Annotated in this window: 13 protein-coding genes; 10 read left to right on the top strand and 3 right to left on the bottom strand. The window is 68.5% G+C overall.

Annotation, left to right across the window (positions count from 1 at the left end; all coding sequences use genetic code 11):
• Window positions 1-89: 89 nt before the first annotated feature.
• Window positions 90-1,283, bottom strand: a complete 1,194-nt coding sequence (locus V6V89_RS21330) for an FAD-dependent monooxygenase (RefSeq protein WP_334620955.1) — start codon at window positions 1,281-1,283, stop codon at window positions 90-92.
• 114 nt (window positions 1,284-1,397) lie between these two features.
• On the opposite strand from V6V89_RS21330, the gene V6V89_RS21325 reads away from it, so the two are divergent.
• Window positions 1,398-1,841, top strand: a complete 444-nt coding sequence (locus V6V89_RS21325; RefSeq protein ID WP_334620954.1) for a MarR family winged helix-turn-helix transcriptional regulator — start codon at window positions 1,398-1,400, stop codon at window positions 1,839-1,841.
• A gap of 105 nt (window positions 1,842-1,946) precedes the next feature.
• Here V6V89_RS21325 and V6V89_RS21320 read toward each other — a convergent pair whose 3' ends face one another.
• Entirely contained in the window at window positions 1,947-3,281 is a 1,335-nt protein-coding gene (locus tag V6V89_RS21320; protein ID WP_334620953.1) for a metallophosphoesterase, read from the bottom strand.
• Window positions 3,282-3,499: 218 nt separating this feature from the next.
• On the opposite strand from V6V89_RS21320, the gene V6V89_RS21315 reads away from it, so the two are divergent.
• The 7 genes from V6V89_RS21315 (at window position 3,500) to V6V89_RS21285 (ending at window position 11,997) form a co-directional block, all read left to right on the top strand.
• Entirely contained in the window at window positions 3,500-4,498 is a 999-nt protein-coding gene (locus tag V6V89_RS21315; protein ID WP_334620952.1) for a LacI family DNA-binding transcriptional regulator, read from the top strand.
• Between the two features lie 12 nt (window positions 4,499-4,510).
• Window positions 4,511-5,140 carry a DUF1961 family protein gene (locus tag V6V89_RS21310; protein ID WP_334620951.1) on the top strand — a complete coding sequence of 210 codons (630 nt, stop codon included), beginning with the start codon at window positions 4,511-4,513 and terminating at the stop codon, window positions 5,138-5,140.
• Window positions 5,141-5,263: 123 nt separating this feature from the next.
• Complete coding sequence (locus V6V89_RS21305; protein ID WP_334620950.1) at window positions 5,264-5,938, top strand: YesL family protein; 675 nt, start codon at window positions 5,264-5,266, stop codon at window positions 5,936-5,938.
• Window positions 5,935-7,473: an extracellular solute-binding protein gene (locus tag V6V89_RS21300; RefSeq protein WP_334620949.1), complete on the top strand. Its 1,539-nt coding sequence runs from the start codon at window positions 5,935-5,937 to the stop codon at window positions 7,471-7,473. The genes V6V89_RS21305 and V6V89_RS21300 overlap by 4 nt, the downstream gene beginning before the upstream one ends.
• A gap of 60 nt (window positions 7,474-7,533) precedes the next feature.
• Complete coding sequence (locus tag V6V89_RS21295) at window positions 7,534-8,529, top strand: ABC transporter permease (RefSeq protein ID WP_334620948.1); 996 nt, start codon at window positions 7,534-7,536, stop codon at window positions 8,527-8,529.
• Window positions 8,530-8,542: 13 nt separating this feature from the next.
• Window positions 8,543-9,460, top strand: a complete 918-nt coding sequence (locus V6V89_RS21290; RefSeq protein ID WP_334620947.1) for a carbohydrate ABC transporter permease — start codon at window positions 8,543-8,545, stop codon at window positions 9,458-9,460.
• Window positions 9,457-11,997 (top strand): exo-rhamnogalacturonan lyase family protein, encoded by a 2,541-nt coding sequence (locus V6V89_RS21285; RefSeq protein ID WP_334620946.1) that lies wholly within the window; start codon window positions 9,457-9,459, stop codon window positions 11,995-11,997. Before V6V89_RS21290 ends, V6V89_RS21285 begins: the two co-directional genes overlap by 4 nt.
• Here the strand turns inward: V6V89_RS21285 and V6V89_RS21280 are convergent.
• A complete protein-coding gene (locus V6V89_RS21280) occupies window positions 11,984-13,381 on the bottom strand; it encodes an FAD-binding oxidoreductase (RefSeq protein WP_334620945.1) in 1,398 nt (465 codons plus the stop codon). The genes V6V89_RS21285 and V6V89_RS21280 overlap by 14 nt on opposite strands.
• A 154-nt stretch (window positions 13,382-13,535) precedes the next feature.
• Here V6V89_RS21280 and V6V89_RS21275 point away from each other — a divergent pair, with 154 nt between their 5' ends.
• Window positions 13,536-14,213: an RraA family protein gene (locus V6V89_RS21275; protein ID WP_334620944.1), complete on the top strand. Its 678-nt coding sequence runs from the start codon at window positions 13,536-13,538 to the stop codon at window positions 14,211-14,213.
• Between the two features lie 132 nt (window positions 14,214-14,345).
• Complete coding sequence (locus V6V89_RS21270; RefSeq protein ID WP_334620943.1) at window positions 14,346-16,034, top strand: glucuronyl esterase domain-containing protein; 1,689 nt, start codon at window positions 14,346-14,348, stop codon at window positions 16,032-16,034.
• Window positions 16,035-16,058: the final 24 nt, after the last annotated feature.

Raw genomic sequence — 16,058 nt, 5'->3', positions numbered from 1 at the left:
TCGATGCGAAATCGCGAGCGCTCGGACCGGTCCGTAAGGTGGCCGTAATCCCTGGATCCCCAGACCTTCGTCTCTTACCCGACTGCGGGTCAGGCGGCTTCCTGGTGGTGATTCCACTCGATGTGGTGGTCGTACATCCAGGCGTGCGACTTTGGGTTTGCGAAGAGTTTCAGCGCGACGGGCATCATGAGGTCGCGGAAGACGCGGGCGACAGGGCCGGCGGTCTTGCTGTTGGAGAGGGTTTTGGAGTAAGCCACCACCTTCTCGACGCGAGGGCGGCGCAGCTGCTCGTATGTGGTGTATGCGGTGGTGACATCGGGTGCGTCGCGTAGGCATTTGGCGAGCACGATGGCGTCCTCTATCGCCATCGAGGCGCCCTGGCCGGCAGAGGGAGAGGTGGCGTGTACGGCGTCGCCGATCAACGCGACCGGCCCGCGGTGCCAGACCGGACTGGTCGGGATGTCGTGTACCGGGTACGCGCCGACTTCGCCGGTGAGGTTGCCGAGGATGTGCCTGATGACCGGCGTGTCGTCGGCGAAGAGGTCGATCAGATGCTGCCGCCACTGCTCGGGTGTCACCGCGGCCAATTCCTGCTGGCTCGGTTCGTGCGGGCGATGCAGGTTGGCGAACCAGTAGATTTCGCCGGCTTCCCGGACCAGGTATCCGAAGAAGGCCCGCTTGCCGAAGACGAAGTGCTGGGTGTCGGTGGTTGGGGTCAGCGCGGCGTCACGGCTGTAGCCGCCGACGCTGAGCAGTCCGGTGAAGCGCGGAAGCGGCGCCTGCGGATCGAGCAGTCTGCGCGTGCGTGAGTGGATGCCGTCTGCTCCGATGAGGAGGTCGCCGGTGGCTTCGGTGCCGTCGGTGAACCGTGCCGCCACGCCGGTGGGCGTGTCGTGGTAGGTGTCGAGGCGCTTGCCGTATTCGACGGCGATGCCACGGGCGTGGGCTTCGGCGCGGAGCACTTTCTGCAATTCGCCGCGGCGGATGCAGACGCTCACCGTGCCATCCGGCAGCGGGGTTCCGTTGGCGACCTCGCCAAGCCGTTTTCCGGTGCCGCTCCACATGATCATGCGTGGGATGGGGAACGCGTCCCCTCGGGCGAGGTCGACGTCAATGGCGCGCAGCGCGTCCAGGCCGTTGGAGGCGGTATTCAGGAACAACCCTGCGTAGTCGTCCGGCTGCGGATATGCCTCGTGGACCACGGGCTCGATGCCGGCGCGCCGCAGGGCCATGGCGAGGGTCAGCCCGCCGATTCCACCACCGATGATCAACGCCTTGGTCATTGCGGCCTCCGCCTCTTGGCGCTACTCTCATGACGCTCAGTTATTTAGTTCGTCCGAACGAAATATATGGGGACGGTGGCGCGAGTGTCAAGCGATGCGGATCGGCGCAGCGAGTTGCTCGCCGCGCTGCACCAGGCAGGCCGCGAACACAGCAACGCCGCGGTGATGTTTCACGCCGCCGTTGGCGCCCGGATGGGCCTGGGTATGACCGAGGAGAAGACGCTGGACCTGCTTGAGCGGGATGGCCCATTGACGGCGGGCGAGATCGCCGCGCAGACCGGGCTGGCGCCCGCGTCGGTGAGCGGCCTGATCGACCGGCTGGAGCGCAAGGAATTCGTCCGCCGGGTACGCGACCACGACGACGGCCGCCGGGTCATCATCGAAATGAACAGGGAACATGTGGCGAGCTTCGGCACCCTGTTCGCCACCTTCGTGGCCGGGCTGGAAGCGCTGTACGCCAGTTACACCGACGAGCAACTCGCGGTGATCCTCGACTTCCTCCGCCGATCGGCCGCTATCCAGCGGGAAGCAACCGGCGAGTTGACCAGCCAGGCCTGACGGCGACCGGCGGCACCGGACACCGGGCGGCCGAAGCCACATCGCGGGGCGGGCGCGCCGGCTGGCCCGCGGGCAAGCTCTGGATTCACTGGCCGGGGAAGCTGATCAGCGTAGCGGGATGGTGACCGGCTCCTGGGTCACCCTGCCGTCGGGTCGCTGGCGGGCGATGGGCACCGGCTGGGCTCCCGGCTGTGTCGGCCCGTACGGGATGACGACCAGCCGGTCCGGCATCACCTGCACGAGCAGGCAGTGTGGCACGGCGGCCCAGGACAGCGTGCCGGCCTCGGCGAAACGGGTCGGGGTTCGCTGGTCCAGCTTGGCGGCGGCGCCGGAGACCACGTACTGCAGGTCGTCCACCTGCCCGTGCTGGAAGTTGTGCTCGTGGCCGTGCAGCAGCAGCCGCACGCCGCTGCGCCGGTAGAGCGGCGCCAGCCGTTCCATCTGCTGCGGCATGGACTCGTGAGCGGGTCCGGCGCAATAGGCGGGGTGGTGCGAGAACGGCACCTGCCATACCACGTCGCTGCTGGCGAGGGTCTGCTCCAGCCACTGACGCTGCCCGGGCTCGTCGAACCAGTGCAGCCCCCGCTCGGCTCCCCAGGTGGTGTCGACGCAGACCAGCTCCAGCAGCGCGCCGACCCGCAACTGGTAGAACAGGCCGGGATCGATCGACGCCCGTCCGGCTTCATGCCGTGGCTCGAACCGAGTGCGCAGGTAGAGGTTGTCCTCCAGCTGTTCCCGGTCGTCGCTGGCCTCGGTGTCCGAGCTGTCGTGGTTGCCGGCTGTCGGGTAGAAGGGGAGGTGGTCGAACAGGTACCGGTACGGCTGGAAGAACGTGAGCCACCAGTCCTCGTCGAAGGCGCCGGTGGCGTCCTGGGGACCGCCAGGCCCGTGGTAGATCGAGTCGCCAAGACCGACGACGAACCGGATATCGACCGCGTCCGCCAACCGCTGCATCGTGCGGGCGACCGCGAGCTGCCGAGCCCCGTCGACACCGGAGGCGATCCCGACGCCGAAGTCGCCGATGGCCAGGAACGTCACCGGGTCCGGCTCCGAGCCGCTGGCGTGGGTCCGCAGCCGCTGGTCGAGCGGGCGCCAGGCGGCGCCCAAGGTCCCCGACACCCAATCGAAACGCTCGCCCGCGCCCCACGGCTCACCGTCGACCAGCACCCGATACCAATACGTCGTCGCGGGCCGCAACCCCTCGACCCAGGCGTGGTTGGCCTCGTCCGTGACGGCCCTGCCGACGATCACCCCATCGCCGTCAAGCACCTCGACCGACGCCCGGCCGCGCGGCTCGGACCGAGCGCCGAACGTCTCCCCACCGCGCTGCGCCCGCCATCTACCCGCCTGCTCCCCCAGCCAGAAGCCGCCCCAGGCGATCAGCGCCGCATCGTCTGTGACGTCGACCAGCTGGACGTATGGCTCGAAGTGGGCTCTCACCACTGCGCGGTACCCGCGGGCGCGGCCGGCGGAAACCTGTCAGCGGACGTTCGTGGCCGGCTGCTGGCAGGCGCTGACGGGCCCGCGGCGGGATCTGAGGGATAGCCACGTGACGGCGCGCTTGTGAAATGTTTCAATTAGCCAGCCTTTTCCCGAGCGGACCGAGGAGCGACGGCATGGTGTTGATGGCCGCTGGAGGTGCCACGCGGCCTGCGAGCGTGAAGGACGTCGCCGCCGCGGCGGGCGTGTCGGTGGGTACGGTGTCCAACGTCCTGAACCGTCCCGAACGGGTCAGCGGGCGCACCAGGGCGAAGGTCCAGCAGGCCATGCGCGAGCTCGGGTTCGTGCGAAACGAGTCCGCCCGCCAGCTGCGCGCCGGCCAGAGCCGGGTGCTCGCCTACGTGATGCTCGACGCGACCAATCCATTCTTCACCGACGTGGCGCAGGGCATCGAAGACGTCGCCGAGGCGGTCGACCTCGCGGTGTTCATCTGCAACAGCGACCAGCGGGCCGAGCGCGAGCGGTCGTACCTCACCCGGCTCAAGGAGCAGCGGGTGCAGGGCGTACTGATAACGCCGGTGGACCCGCAGGATCCCGCGCTGGACGACCTCGCTCTGCACGGCACCCCGGTCGTCATCGTCGACCGCACCGTCGCGGGCGGCCGGTGCTGCTCAGTGGCGGTCGACGACGTGCTCGGCGGCCGCCTGGCGGCCGACCACCTGCTCGACCTCGGTCACGAGCGGATCGCATTCGTGGGCGGTCCGGAGAGGATCGGGCAGGTACGCGACCGGCGCGAGGGGGCCGGGCACGCCCTGGTGGCCGCCGGGCGGTCCCGCGAGGACCTGGTGGTGGTGGAGACCGAGGCGCTGACCGTCGCGGAGGGCCGCGGCGCGGGCGCGCGGATCGCCGGTATGGCCCGCAGGACACGACCGACCGCGGCGGTGTGCGCCAACGACCTGCTGGCGCTCGGCCTGCTTCAGGAGTGCGTCAGCCTGGGGATCAGCGTGCCAGACGACCTGGCCATCGTCGGCTACGACGACATCGACTTCGCCGCTGCCGCCGCGGTACCCCTCACGTCGGTGCGACAACCGCGGCGGCAGCTCGGGCGCACGGCCGCTGAGCTGCTGATCGACGAGGCGACAAATCCCTATCACCGGCATCAGCAGGTGTTGTTCACGCCGGAGTTGGTGGCGCGGGCCACCACCCGGCAGCGATGAGGAGTCCGGACCATGACGTACCACAACCCGCTCCGCTCACCGGAGGACCTGGAGGGCTTCCGGCTGGAGGGAGACGGCGCGGTGTCGTTCCCGAGAGGGCGGTTGCGGCTGGAGAGCCTGCGCCCGCCCGAGGACGGCCAGGACGCCAACGTCGTACTGTGGTGCCCGCGGGACTTCGGCCCGAACGTCACGGTGGAGTGGGACTTCTGGCCGATACACGAGCCCGGCCTGTGCATCTTCTTCTTTCACGCGCGGGGCCGTCAGGGGGAGGACCTGTTCGACCTGGCGCCGCGCACGGGACGCTACGAGCAGTACCACCACGGTGACCTGGACGCCTACCACGTGTCGTATTTCCGTCGGATGTGGCCCTCGGAGCGAAAGTTGCACACCTGCAACCTGCGCAAGAGCTACGGCTTCCACCTGGTCGCGCAGGGGCCGGATCCGTTGCCCGCGGTGCTCGACGCGCAAGGCCCGTACGCCGTGCGCCTTACTGTCCACAGTGGTGAGGTCACGTTCGAGATCGCCGACCTGGTCTCGTTCCGCTGGCGCGACGACTCCCCACTACCCGGCGGCAAGGTCGGCTTCCGGCAGATGGCACCGATGATCGGCGAGTACGCCAACCTCCGGGTCACAGAACGCTGAAGTCCTCGCAGGACCCGTTGACATTGAGACGATTCAGAGCTACGTTCGCTCACACATTTTGAAGCCGTAACTCGCACGCCACACGTTCGTCCCATAACCCGCTCGTCTCAAGGCAGGCCTCCGGTGCAGCGACGAGTTCCACCCACCATCTTCGCCCCACCCGGCGCGAAGACCTCGCCCAACTGGGCGATCAAGCTGTACGAGGCGGCCGACGAGGTGGCCTGGGCGGCCAAGCTCAACCTGCTCTGGATCCTGTTTACGCTAATGGGCGGCGTGCTCCTCGGCGTCGGCCCCGCCACGGTCGCGGCGTACACGCTGGCCCGCCGCCGGGCCATGGGTGAATCGTTTCGTTCTTGGCCCGCGTTCGTGTCCGTCTACCGCCGCGAGTTCACGCGCGGCAGCGTCCTGGTCCTGCCGCTGGTCGCGGCGGCGGCGCTGCTGGTCACCAACTACTTCTACTTCGCGTCCCTCGGCTCGGCCGGCTCGATCTCCCAGGTGGCCACCGTCGTGGCGCTGGGCATCCTGGTCGTGATCGCGGCGTACGCGCTGCCCATGTCCGTCCACTACGACCTGCGCACACCGCACCTGCTCCCCAAGGCCTCCCTGTTCGCCCTCACCCGCCCGGCCGCGTCCGTCCTGCTGCTGTTCGTCTTCACAGCGGTCGTGTACGTGGCCACCACGTTCCCGTTCCTGGTCCTAGTACTCGCCATCGGCGGGTGGATCCAGCTGGACACCTGGCTTTGCCTGCGCTTTTTTGCTGAAAACGAGGCGAAACTTCACGCGAAAGGAACCTCATGAAAATACCGAAGTTGCGACGCTTCGCGGCCGCCGCGCTCGCCGTGAGCACCGCCCTGACCGTCGCGGCCTGCGGTGAGGAGGAGAAAGCGGCCTCCTTCGACTCGATCACGGTGATGACCAAGCTGTTCGGCACCGCGCCAGATCCGAACGGCGAACTGCAACAGGCCATCCAGAAGGTGATCGGCAAGAAGCTCGACATCACCTGGGTGCCCAACGCGGACTACACCGACAAGCTCAACGTCACGCTGGCGTCGAACAACATCCCCGACGTGATCGTTACGAACGAGAAGAGCCCGACGTTCGTCCGTGCCGCCGAGGCCGGTGCCTTCTGGGATCTAACCGACAAGCTCGACAAATATCCCAACCTGAAACCGGCCGACGAGCGGAGGGCGCTCAACTCATCGGTCAACGGCAAGATCTACGGCATCTACCGGGTGCGGCCGCTGCTGCGGTCGGCCATCGTGTACCGCAAGGACTGGGCAGCGAAACTCGGCCTCCAGGAGCCGCAGACGGTGGACGAGTTGTACCAGATGGCCAAGGCGTTCACCGAGCGGGACCCGGACGGCAATGGCAAGAAGGACACCTACGGCCTGATCATCCCGAAGTGGCCTGGCAACTACGCCAGCAACAGCCCGTACGACACGATGGAGACCTGGTTCGGCGCGCCCAACGGCTGGGGCGAGCGCGATGGCAAGATCGTGCCCGGGTTCGCGACCGAGGAGTTCTACCAGGCCAACCGGTTCATGAAGAAGTGGGTCGATGAGGGCCTGATCAACAAGGACTTCGCCACGCTGGACGCCGGGAGCTGGAACGACCCGTTCGTGCAGGGCAAGGGCGGCATCATCATCGACGTCAACGTCCGCGGTACCGACCTGGCCGGCCGGTTCCGGCAGGCGAACCCGAACGACTTCGACAAGGTCGCGATGGTCGGCAACATGAAGCGGTCCGACGGTCAGAAGTTCTCCATCGCGTTCACCGGATACCTCGACGTCCTCGCCATCTCCAAGCAGCGGATCCGCACCGAGGAGCAGCTCGACGAGGTTCTCACGACGCTGGACAAGCTTCAGTCCAACGAGGGTTCGGCCCTGCTGACCAACGGCATCGAGGGCCGTAACTACAAACTGGAAGACGGTAAGGCCGCTCTGATCAACCAGGACGATCCGGCGGTCAAGGTCATCCAGAACGACGTGGACAAGGCGTTCGTCCAGCTCGGCACCCGGGCCAGCGTGGGCCTCGGACAGTACCCCATTAAGTACCCCAACGAGATCGAGCAGAAGCTGTACGACCTGCGGGACACGCTGATGCAGGAGGATCTCAAGACGGCGGTGCACAACGAGGCGCTCCCGGTCCTCGCGCCAACCCAGGTCGAGAAGGGGCAGACGCTCGACCTGATCATCCCGGACGCGCGGATCAAGTACCTGTCCGGCACGATCACCGAGGAGCAGCTACGCGCTGAGGTCAAGCGCTGGTACGACAGCGGCGGCACCCAGGTCGCACAAGAGATCAACGACCTGGTTTCCAAGCTGCCCAAGTAACGATCTCGAGGGGGCCCGGCCTGGCGGCCGGGCCCCCTCCCGCCCTGATGGGAGGCCGCTGTGGCCACCGACCTGGTCCCCGGCGTGGCGCCGGAAACGCCGAAGGCGACCCGGCCACCGGCCCAGCGCGCCCGAATCCGTAGGACGCCCGGACGCCGCCTCGCGATGGCGCTGCGAAACCGCTGGCTGTACCTGATGCTGCTGCCAGGCCTGATCTACTTCCTGGTCTTCAAGTACTGGCCGATGTACGGCCTGCACATCGCCTTCAAGGACTACGTACCCTTCCTCGGGTACTCGGGCAGCCCGTGGGTGGGCCTCCGGCACTTCGAGGCGCTGTTCACCGGCCCCGACTTCGGCCGCCTGATGAGCAATACGCTGATCCTGGCGCTGCTCATCGTGGTGTTCGTCTTCCCAGCGCCGATCGTGGTGGCGCTGCTGCTGAACGAGATGCGCGTCCGGATCGTGAAGCGCTCGGTCCAGTCGCTGATCTACATCCCGCACTTCCTGTCCTGGACCATCGTGGCATCGCTGACGTACCTGCTGTTCTCGGCGGACTTCGGCGTGCTTGCCGGCCTCATCCACGACGTCGTCGGCGGGGAGCGCGAGGACTATGTGGCCCAGTCGGAGTGGTTCCGGCCGATCATCATCCTGCAGCTGCTGTGGAAGCAGACCGGCTGGGGGACCATCATCTATCTCGCCGCGCTGGCCAGTGTGGACACCCAGCTGTACGAGGCGGCGCGGGTCGACGGTGCCGGGCGATGGCGCCAGCTTTGGCACATCACGCTGCCGGCACTCCGGCCGGCGATCGTGGTGATGGCCATCCTGACGTCCGGCAACCTGATGGACTCCGGCTTCGAGCAGATCTGGCTGATGACGACGTCGCTGAACCGTACAACGGCCGACGTCTTCGACACGTACGTGTACTACGTCGGCATCACCCAGGGTGCCTTCAGCTACTCCACCGCGGTCGGCCTCTTCAAGGGCCTGGTCGGTGTATTCCTGATCGTCGGCTCCAACTGGCTGGCCAAGCGCCTCGGCCAGCGTGGACTGTACTGAGGAGGCGCCGGAAATGGCACTCATGAAGGCCACCCCAGGGCGCCGCGGCCGCTCGGTCCAGCACTACGATTCGGTCGGCAGCCGGGTCTTCGACGTCGTGAACGCCCTCGTCCTGCTGTTGCTCGGGGCGACCACCGTGCTACCGCTGCTCTACGTCCTCGCGGGCTCGTTCGCCACCGAGAACGAGATCGACTCGCGGCCGTTCTTCCTGTGGCCGGAGAAGTTCGTCACGGACGCATACGACTACATGTTCGGCACCGACGTGTTCATCCGGGCGCTGCTGATCACCATCGGGGTAACCCTCGTCGGCACGCTGATCCAGGTGGGGCTCACGCTCACGATGGCGTACCCGCTGTCGAAGCGGCACCTGCCGGGCCGCACCCTGTTCATCAACCTGGTCCTCTTCACGCTGGTCTTCAGCGGCGGCATGATCCCGACCTACCTGGTGGTACGCGAGCTGGGGCTGCTCGACAGCTACTGGGCGCTGATCCTGCCGCTGGCTATCAACCCCTTCTACCTGCTCATCGTCAAGGCGTTCTTCCAGGAGCTCCCGGAGGCCCTCGAAGAGGCGGCACGGATCGATGGCTGCAACGAGCTCGGCGTCTTCTGGCGGATCGTCCTGCCGCTGTCCAAACCCGTCATCGCGACGTTCTCTCTGTTCTACGCGGTCGCCATCTGGAATGACTACATGTCACCCCTGCTCTACATCAACGACGAGAGCAAGTGGACACTGCAGGTGTTTGTCCGCCAGCTCACCGCGCCGAACTCGGACACCGAGAACGTGTTGAACCAGTTGGAGAGCGCGGCCTTCCCGCTACAGGGCCTGAAGTTCGCGGTCATCGTGCTCGCGACGCTTCCGATCCTGCTGGTGTACCCGTTCCTGCAGAAGCACTTCGCGAAGGGTGTCCTGATCGGGTCGGTCAAGGAGTGACGGTTCGCTGGCTGGAAGGGCCGCGACGGCAAGGCACCACCTGGGGTCAGCCGTGGCCCCGCGGCGCGGTCGGCGCGGATACGTCATTCGCGCTGGCCGACGGCACGCCCTTGCAGAGCTGGGTCACCGCCACCTGGCCGGACGGCTCGGTCAAGTGGTCGGCGCACGCGATCGGCCCGCAGCAGGACCCGTCCGGCGCGTACCAGGTGGTCACCGGGCGCGCGCCCGCCACGCCCGCCACGCCGGTCACGGTCACGCCATCCGGCGACGGCTTCCAGGTCCGCACCGGGCCGGTGACGTGGACGCTGCGGCGTCCGCACCTCGTTTCGTCGATCGAGTACGCCGGCCGGCAGATCGTGCGCGACGTGCGACTGGTGAGCCTTCGCCAGGACGGTCCTGACGAAGACGGTTCACGCGACCGGCGGCACACCACCGCCGAGGTCGAGCTGATCACCGTCGAGCAGGACGGGCCGGTGCGCGCCGTCGTACGCCTCGACGGCCGGCACGGCGACTGGCTGCCGTTCAGCGTCCGGCTGTACTTCTACGCCGGCGCCACGGACGTGCGCGTCACCCACACGTTCGTCTGGGACGGCGATCCCGACCGGGACTTCCTGGCCGGCCTGGGCCTGCGCGCCGACGTCGTCATGCGCGACGCACCGCACGACCGGCACGTGCGGCTCGCCGGCCCGGAAGGCTTCCTCACCGAAGCGGTACGCGGCCTGACCGGCCTGCGCCGCGACCCGGGCGAGCGGGCCCGCGCCGACCAGGTCGCCGGCCGCCCCATCGGCGACATCCCGAATCCCGAAGTGTCCGACCGGCTCCACCTGATTCCACAGTGGAACGACTACACACTGGACCAGAACAGCGCCGACGGGTTCCTACTGCGCAAGCGCACAGCGCCCGGCCACGCCTGGGTCACCATCCCCTCCGGCACGCGGTCGCCGGGATACGGGTATGTCGGCGGCGCGACCGGCGGCGGCCTCGGGTTCGGCCTGCGCGACTTCTGGAAGCTGCATCCGACGCGGCTCGACATCCGCAGCGCGGCAACCGACGTGGCGACGGCGACGGTGTGGATGTGGTCGCCGAGCGCCCCGGCGATGGACCTGCGGTTCTGGCACGACGGCATGGGCCAGGACACGTTCGCCGAGCAGCTCGAAGGCCTCGAAATCACCTACGAGGACTACGAACCCGGCTTCGGCACGCCGCACGGGATCGCCCGCACCCACGAGCTCACCCTGCGCGTACACGACGCCACGCCGTCGCACGACGCGCTCGCCGAGCACGCGCGGCTGCTGGACTCCCCCGGGCTGCTCGCCGCCTCACCGGAAACGCTGCTGGCGGCGAAGGTGTTCGGCACCTGGAGCCTGCCCGACCCGCGGCACCAGGACATCGAAGACCGCCTCGACTTCCTCGTCGACCACTATCTGCGCCAACGGGAACAGCGCCGCTGGTACGGCTTCTGGGACTACGGCGACGTCATGCACACGTACGACCCGGACCGCCACACCTGGCGCTACGACGTCGGCGGGTACGCCTGGGACAACTCGGAGCTCTCGCCCGACCTGTGGCTCTGGTACCAGTACCTGCGCACCGGCCGGGCCGAGGTCTTCCGGCTCGCCGAGGCGATGACCCGGCACACCGGCGAGGTCGACGTCTACCACCTCGGCCGGTGGAAGGGCCTCGGCACCCGCCACAACGTGCAGCACTGGGGATGCAGCTGCAAGCAGCTGCGCATCTCCAACGCGGCGTACCGGCGGATCCACTACTACCTGACGGCCGACGAGCGCACCGGTGACCTGCTCGACGAGCTCGACGAACCCGAGAAGACCCTCACCGTCATCGACCCGCACCGCAAGATCCGCACAGACCCGTACGTGCCCGACCCGCACGCCCTCTGGGTAAGCCTCGGCACCGACTGGGGTTCGCTGGCCGCCGCCTGGCTGACCCGCTGGGAACGACACGGTGACGAGCGCGCCCGCGACCGCCTGCTCGGCACGATGGCGGACATCGGAGCGCTGCCGCACGGCTTCCTCACCGGCCAGGCCCGGCTCGACCTGAGTACCGGCCGCTTCGACACCTCACTCGACGACATCAGCGTCTCCCACCTGTCCGCCGTCTTCGGCCTGCCGGAGGTCGTCGCCGAGCTCCTCGATCTCGACCTCGGCCTGCCCGATTTCGAACAGGCCTGGCTGGAGTACTGCCGGCTCTACCTCGCCTCGCCACAGCAGCAGGAGTCCGAGGTCGGCCAGCCGCTGCGGGGCATCTCGCTCGTACAGGCCCACAGCCGTCTCGCCGCGTACGCCGCCGCCCGCAGCGGCGACGCGGAGCTGGCCGAACTCGCGTGGCGCAAGTTCCGCCTCGACGAGGGTGACCAGCTCAACCGCAACCCGTTGCAGCGCGAACCACAGTGGACACTCACCCGGGTCGGCGGCGCGCGCGTGCTCGTGCCCGTCGACGAGGCGGCGTTCGTGAGCACCAACGACGCCGCCCAGTACGGCCTCGCCGCGATCCAGCTGCTCGCGCTCATCCCCCGGTGATCGGTGGGATGTTGTGGTTGAGATGGAACACATTGTTCGGGTCGTACCGGTGCTTGATCACACCCAGCCGGGCGAGCTTGGCGGCGCCGTAGGCACGGCGAACACCTTGCTCCCCTTCGTCGGCCAGCGCGTTGACGTAGGCGCCACTCGCGAACGGCTCGATGGCGGCGCCGAACGACCGGGCGTTGGCCATCCGGATCTCGTCTTCAGCGGGATCGGTCCAGGCGGCGCTGGCCACGAACTCCACGAGCGCGCCGCGATGGGCGAAGGCCGTGTCGTCGTCGGCGACGTCGGCGATCGCGCCGCCGTACGCCTGGAGGCTGGCCGCCGGCAGCAGTGCGGGTTCGTCGGTGCCGGCGGGCGCGCCGCGGGCGACGAAGGCGTCGATCGCGGCGTCGTCCAGCGCGCGCAGGTAGTGCCCCTTCCAGTACCGCCGCTGGTGGTGCCCCTCCCGGTCGTCGTCCATGGTCTGCAGCTCCAGGTAGCTCAGCTCCCGGATCCACTCGGCCGCCGCGGGCGTGGCCGCCCGTAGCGCGGTGACCTGTTCGCGCCCTTCGTCGGGGTCGCCCACCCAGACCAGTCCCACGCTGACCACGGAACGATGGTGGAGCTCGGACGGAAGGAAGGGCCACGGGCCGGCCGTGCCTGCCCAGGCCGTAAGCGTCGCGCGGCGCGGCGCGTACGGGATCAGGTCGCGCCAGGCTCGCATCGCCGTCGCCGCATCCTGCGCCGGGTAGTACAGGTCGGCGACCAGCGCCGCCGTGCCGACATGGTGCAGGCGGAACTCGAAGTCGGTGACCACCCCGAAGTTGCCACCCCCACCTCGCAAGCCCCAGAACAGGTCGGAGTTGTCCGAGTCGGTGGCCCGCACCCGCTCGCCGTCGGCGGTCACCAACTCGAAGCTCACGACGTTGTCGCAGGTGAGACCGTGCCGGCGGGCGAGCCAGCCCATGCCGCCGCCGAGGGTCAGCCCACCGACTCCGGTATGCGAGACGTTTCCCGCCGTCGTGGCCAGACCGAACGGCTGGGTGGCCCGATCCACCGCGCCTAGCAGCGCGCCGCCTTGCGCCCACGCCCGGCGCCGCTCCGGATCCACCCGGACCGCGGCCATTGGGGTCAGGTCGAGCATCAACCCGCCGTCGGGCACCGACATCCCGGCCACGCTGTGGCCGCCGCAGCGTACGCCGATCTCCAGACCGTGCGCACGCGCGAACCGGATGGCCGTGGCGACGGCGGAGGCGCTCGCGCACCGGACGATGACCGCCGGTCGCCGGTCGACCATCGCGTTCCACACCGTCCGGAGCCCGTCGTAGCCGGCATCGTCCGGTAGCAGCACCTGGCCAGCCAGATCACGTCGTAAGGCCGTGACATCCGCGCTCTTCATCCGACACCGCCCTTCGTGACATCCACACGCGCCCGCGCGCCGATCGAAACAGAGGCCGGTTTCAGATCGACTTCACGCCACGTTAGTCAGTCTCCACATGATCAAGATGCCCCTCAGAGGCCCTGCTGAGCCTCACGACAGGTAACGTCGCGTCGTGCCGCAGCCAACACCCGACGACCTGGCGACCATCCGCGCGCTCGCCGCGAGGGTCGACACCACCGCCCTGTGTGACGTCGCCAAGGACACCCGGGTGATGTCGCCGGCCCTGCGGTGCCGGTCGAGCAACCGGGTCCTGTGTGGACCGGCAGTGACGGTGCGCTGCCGCCACGACTTTCTCGGCGTCCTCCAGGCCATCGAGCACGCCGGGCCCGGCGACGTCGTGGTGGTCGACGGCGGCGGCCTTGAGACCGCCCTGGCCGGCGAGCTGTTCGCCCGCGCCGCGCTCGCCAAGGGCCTGGCCGGCATCATCGTCGACGGCGGCTACCGCGACCTGCGGTTCGTCGCCTCGTGCGACCTTCCGGTCTACAGCCGCCACGTCACGCCGATGGCCGGGTCGACCACTCGCCTTGCCACCGTCGGTGAGACCGTCAGCTGCGGCGGTGTCCGGGTCGGTGCCGGTGACATCGTCGTCGCTGACCACGACGGCATCGTGGTGCTCGACCCGGCAACCGCCATCGGGTCACTCACCGCCGCCGTCGAGCTCATGGCGACCGAGGCCCGGGTCGCCGACCGATTGGCACAGGGCGCCGCGCTCAGCGACTGCGTCGACCTGGCCGCGCACACCGAACGGCTGGCACGCGGTGAGCCTTCGACGCTGCGCTTCACCGTCTGAAGTCGATCTCGTTCTCGGAAAACTTCCGGGAGATGTCGTTGACACCCCGGAAGACGGTGGTCGACACTTGACGTACTCGACATTCGTGATCATCGATCACGTTGCGGCTTCCACCCGGGAAGGAGAGCCCTAGTGATCATCGGCTCGGGCCGCCCTAGGATCCGTAAGACAATCATCGCGCTGGCCGTGACGGCACTCGCGGCCGCCGGCGCGGTAACCGTGGTATTTAAAGCCACGAACGCCATGGCCGCCGCGCTCGTCGAAGACGAGGGCGCCGACTGTCCAGTGCCCGGCAACGTCTCGTTGACCTCGAACTCCAGGCTTCCCGATCCGTTCCGGAAGGTGGACGGCACGCGCATCTCCTCCAAGTCCGACTGGCGGTGCCGGCGGGCGGAGATCAGGGAGCTGTCGGAGAGGTACGTCTACGGCGACAAGCCCGCCAAGCCCGCTACCGTCACCGGAACGGTGTCGAGCTCGACCGTCACGGTGAACGTGTCGCACAACGGGCGGAGCTCCAGCTTCTCGGCCGGCGTGCAGCTGCCGAGTGGCACCGGCCCCTTCCCAGCCGTCGTGGTCTACGGCGGTTTCGGCGCCGACACCGCCACCATTCGCGCCTCCGGCGCCGCGGTGATCAGCTACGACCCCTTCACGGTCGGGCGAGAGGGCACGGCGCGCAACAACAAACAGGGCGCGTTCTACAGCATCTACGGCAACACCAGCGGCACCGGCCTGCTGATGGCCTGGGCATGGGGCGTGAGCCGGATCATCGACGTCATCGAGCAGTCCGGCGGCAACATCCTGCGCGCCGACGCGACCGGCGTCACCGGGTGCTCCCGGTACGGCAAGGGTGCCTTCGTAGCCGGCGTGTTCGACCAGCGCATCGCGCTGACCATGCCCATCGAGTCGGGCAGCGGCGGCGCACCCATCTTCCGCGGCATTCCCGGTGAGTCGGGCGCCCAGCCGCTGAGCAGCGCCTACGGCGAGCAGCCGTGGCTCGGCGACGCGTTCAGCGCCTTCACCGGCAACCCGAACACGCTGCCGGTCGACACGCACTCGGCGGTGGCCATGGTGGCGCCGCGCGGGCTGTTCATCATGGAGAACCCGCACATCGACTGGCTGGCCGCCAGGTCCGGCAGCGTCGCGGCGCTCGGCGGCGCCGAGGTCTACAAGGCACTCGGCGCGGGTGACAACATCACCTACTGGTCTGACGTCACGGACGGTACCCACTGCGCCAACCGGACGGAATGGCGTACGCCGCTACAGCAGACCATCCAGAAGTTCCTGCTGAAGACGGGCAATGCCCCCGGCACGATCCGGATCTCCAGCCGGAAGCCCGGCAACCTGGCCGAGTGGCGAGACTGGCAGACGCCGATGCTGACCGACGGCCCGACGACGCCACCGCTCACCACACCGCCGACAACGCCGCCGAGCACGCCACCCGCCACTCCCCCGACCACGCCGCCGACCACGCCGCCGACCACGCCGCCAACCACGCCGCCAACCACGCCGCCGACGAGCCCGCCGACCGGTAGCGACTGCACGGCGTCGGTGTCGCTCAACCAGTGGACCGGTGGCTTCGTCGCGACGGTGCGGGTCACCGCCGGCTCCGCGCCGGTCGACGGCTGGACGGTGGCACTGACCCTGCCGTCGGGCGCCAGCGTCACCAACGCCTGGAACGTCAACCGCAGCGGCAACACCGGTGCGGTCCAGTTCACCAACGTCGGCTACAACGGCAGCATCGCCGCCGGCCAGTCGACCGAGTTCGGCTTCCAGGGCGCCGGCACCGGTACGGGCATGACCCCCACCTGCACGGCCCGCTAGAGAGGCCCTCTTCCCTCGATCAAG

Origin of the sequence: Micromonospora sp. CPCC 206061, from assembly GCF_036906915.1 — a bacterium.
Taxonomy (GTDB): domain Bacteria; phylum Actinomycetota; class Actinomycetes; order Mycobacteriales; family Micromonosporaceae; genus Phytohabitans.
Note: the sequence above shows the minus strand (reverse complement) of the source record. Positions and strands in the feature narration are given on the sequence as shown.